Raw genomic sequence first — 2,800 nt, 5'->3', positions numbered from 1 at the left:
AATGCCTGCGACAACAAATTTCGTTCAAGGAAAATGGGTTAACGATGTTATGCCTATTCCATGCACTATTATCCAGTCATGCGCCGTTCCTGATGACAGAGCTATCTTCGGCCTTGGCAAGCGTTACTTCATGGGTCTTGGCATGGCCAAGGGTGGCAAGCTGGAGTTTGATGACTCATTCAAGTTCCTTGATGACGCAAGGACATATAAGATCAAAACATACGGCAACGGCAAGCCACTCGACAGCAATGCTTTCAGGTATCTGGATATCTCAAAGCTTAAGAGATTTATCCCGACAGTATACACTGTCACACCGTCAGAAACATAAGGAGTTGATATAAATGCAGCAGGCATTATTCGAGGAAGTTAAAAATCAGCTGAACATAACTTGGTCAGACGAGGCTACTGACAGAAAGATAAACAGCATTATAGCACGTGCTATAGGAGTACTTAACGGATATGCAGGTCAGGTGCTGGATATCAACGTTGACGAAAATATCAACGGCGACGCCCAGCTTCTGATCGACTGCTGCAGATATATATATAACGATTGCTTCGAGGACTTTGAAAAAAATTATCGCTCTCAGCTCTTCGCTCTGAGAGCAAGATGTCAGATTGAGGAGATGTCAGGAGGAAGCGTATGATAAGCAAGCGGCAGACGTTCAATGACGGAATATGCACTATGGCAACTATCATCAATGCCAATAGCTTGAAAATCAAGCAAGCAGGCATAAGATATGACAATCGTACCGTCGGCTCAGAGCGTTTCTATAAAGCCGCTGAGTATCAGCACCGCTGTGATAAGGTGATAAGAATACCACTTATCGCCGAGCCGCAGGCGACTGACATTGTGATAATGAACGGCGACCAGTATAACGTCATTCAAGTTCAGATGATAAAGGACGCTAAGCCGCAGGCTTGGCAGTTATCAATAGAAAAGCGGAAAAAGAGGTTAGAAATCCATGTCAATGAGTCCTGATGAGATGGCTGAGGCTTTACAGCACGCATTTCAGCAAGAAAGTCACCGTGTTAATGAAGCCGCCAAAAGAGCCGTTAAGAAGACCGCAAAGGAAACCCGCAAGGTCGTCCAAGAACACTTCACGTTCAATACCCGCTCCGGCAAGTATGCCAAGGCGCTTACAGTTAGCACCGAGTACGAGGACTCTTTCGACATTCGGCAGATAGTGAATTTCAAGAAGAATAAGCAGTATCTTCTCACACACCTGCTGGAGTATGGCCATGCTATGAAGCGTGGTGGCAGAACTCTTCCGTTTAAGGCGAAAGCTTATCCGCACATGATATACGGACAAGAGTATGCCGAAGAAAAATTACCGGAAAACATCAGAAAGGAGATTGAGAAGTCGAAATGACATTGACAGAACTTATATCACTTTCAGGCATTCCTGCGGACAGGATTGCTAAGATAGATTTTCCAGTGGAAACGGAATTGCCGTTCGCAACATGGATAAACAAGACACCTCAGACGATATCTGCAGACGGAAGAACTGTCGCAGTTATCCCACGGATTGCAGTTGAAATATACTGCGAGCCGGAAGATGAAGAAACACATATCCTATTTGAGAACGCCCTTATGGATAAGGGCATATGTTTCTCAGTCGCCGCAGGCTATCTGGGGCAGGATCAGCAAATGGATATGTGGGTATACGAATTCGATCGCAAGGAGGAATATTAATGAAAGGAACAGTGAAAGCCGTTGCCCATGCACTGATTACAGAGTCTACAGATGTCAGTGGTGCGACAACTATCACATATGGAGAACTTAAGTATCATAAGACAAAGCTTTCGGGCACCCGTCAGGTAAGCCTTGACCCGAAGTCATCAAGCAATGAGGTATGGGCTGACGGCGTAGTAGCATTCGCAGGTCAGACTAATCAGGGTTACGAGGGAACTATCACCACACTTGACCTGTGTGATGATCTTGAGAAAGACTGGTACGGAAATGTCATCGAAGAGAAAAACGGCACACTGGTCGAAGTAGCAAGAACAGGAGAAGCGCCAAAGTTCGGCTTGATCGTACAGTATGAGTCAACATCAGAAGCCGAGGGATACACCGAGGTTTTCCCTTACTGCTATACTACAGATCGCACGAAATTCTCAGTTAAGACAGAGGAAGACAGCGGTATGGACTATGAGTATACAGAGCATAAGATTGCCTGCAAGCCGTCACCGGCTGAGGCTACTGTCAACAACAAGAAAGGACACATTGCACGTTTCCGTATAAAGGGTAACACAGTACTCACAAAGTTTCCTGAGTACACCTACACCCCGGGTGAATGACAATGAGCAATACAATAGTCCTGACCATAGACAGCAGGCAGATAGGCTTCAAGGCTACAGCAGGGCTTTTCTATCGATACAAGGAAGCATTCGGCACGGAGTACCTTGAGGACGTTGTCAAGGTACATCAGTTCGGTAAGGGCGCCTTTGTTCAACAGGTCGAATACCGCACCCTATGGGTGCTTGCCAAGACTTATGATGATAGTATACCGCCTATTCAGACGTGGCTTGACAGCTTCGCCTATGGTGCATTTCCTGTTGATGATATCTATAATCAGGTTATGCCTATACTGCAGGCAAACATGAAAGTTGACAGAAAAAATCCATAAGCGGCAGTAAAAGCGGAGATGATCGGCCTCTCAAATCGGAGGAGGTCATCTCTCTTGTTATAAACAGGGGTCTTACTGTCGCTGATTTAGACCGCATGACGTATGGTATGGTAGTGAACTATGCCTGCGCCTATGACCGACAGCGATTAATCGCCGCCGGTAAAAAGGTCGTT

6 protein-coding genes and 1 pseudogene are annotated in these 2,800 nt (G+C 46.0%); all 7 read left to right on the top strand.

The annotated features are described in order from the left end of the window. Window positions 1-328 (top strand): annotated as a pseudogene (locus QVO88_RS08535) (phage major capsid protein); the annotation flags it as partial. A 13-nt stretch (window positions 329-341) separates the two neighbouring features. Beyond that, window positions 342-644: a hypothetical protein gene (locus QVO88_RS08530; RefSeq protein ID WP_022288070.1), complete on the top strand. Its 303-nt coding sequence runs from the start codon at window positions 342-344 to the stop codon at window positions 642-644. Next, a complete protein-coding gene (locus tag QVO88_RS08525; RefSeq protein WP_022288069.1) occupies window positions 641-979 on the top strand; it encodes a hypothetical protein in 339 nt (112 codons plus the stop codon). The genes QVO88_RS08530 and QVO88_RS08525 overlap by 4 nt, the downstream gene beginning before the upstream one ends. Continuing rightward, complete coding sequence (locus QVO88_RS08520; RefSeq protein WP_288177925.1) at window positions 969-1,370, top strand: HK97 gp10 family phage protein; 402 nt, start codon at window positions 969-971, stop codon at window positions 1,368-1,370. Before QVO88_RS08525 ends, QVO88_RS08520 begins: the two co-directional genes overlap by 11 nt. Next, a complete protein-coding gene (locus tag QVO88_RS08515) occupies window positions 1,367-1,693 on the top strand; it encodes a hypothetical protein (protein ID WP_022288067.1) in 327 nt (108 codons plus the stop codon). Before QVO88_RS08520 ends, QVO88_RS08515 begins: the two co-directional genes overlap by 4 nt. Then, a complete protein-coding gene (locus QVO88_RS08510) occupies window positions 1,693-2,298 on the top strand; it encodes a tail protein (protein ID WP_022288066.1) in 606 nt (201 codons plus the stop codon). Before QVO88_RS08515 ends, QVO88_RS08510 begins: the two co-directional genes overlap by 1 nt. A 2-nt stretch (window positions 2,299-2,300) precedes the next feature. Next, window positions 2,301-2,627, top strand: coding sequence for a hypothetical protein (locus tag QVO88_RS08505; RefSeq protein WP_195221740.1), 327 nt, complete (start codon window positions 2,301-2,303; stop codon window positions 2,625-2,627). The last annotated feature ends 173 nt before the right edge of the window (window positions 2,628-2,800 follow it).

The organism is Ruminococcus sp. CAG:57 (assembly GCF_000435935.1).
GTDB classification, from domain to species: Bacteria; Bacillota; Clostridia; order Oscillospirales; family Ruminococcaceae; genus Hominimerdicola; species Hominimerdicola aceti.
This window is presented reverse-complemented; position numbering and strand designations above follow the sequence as displayed.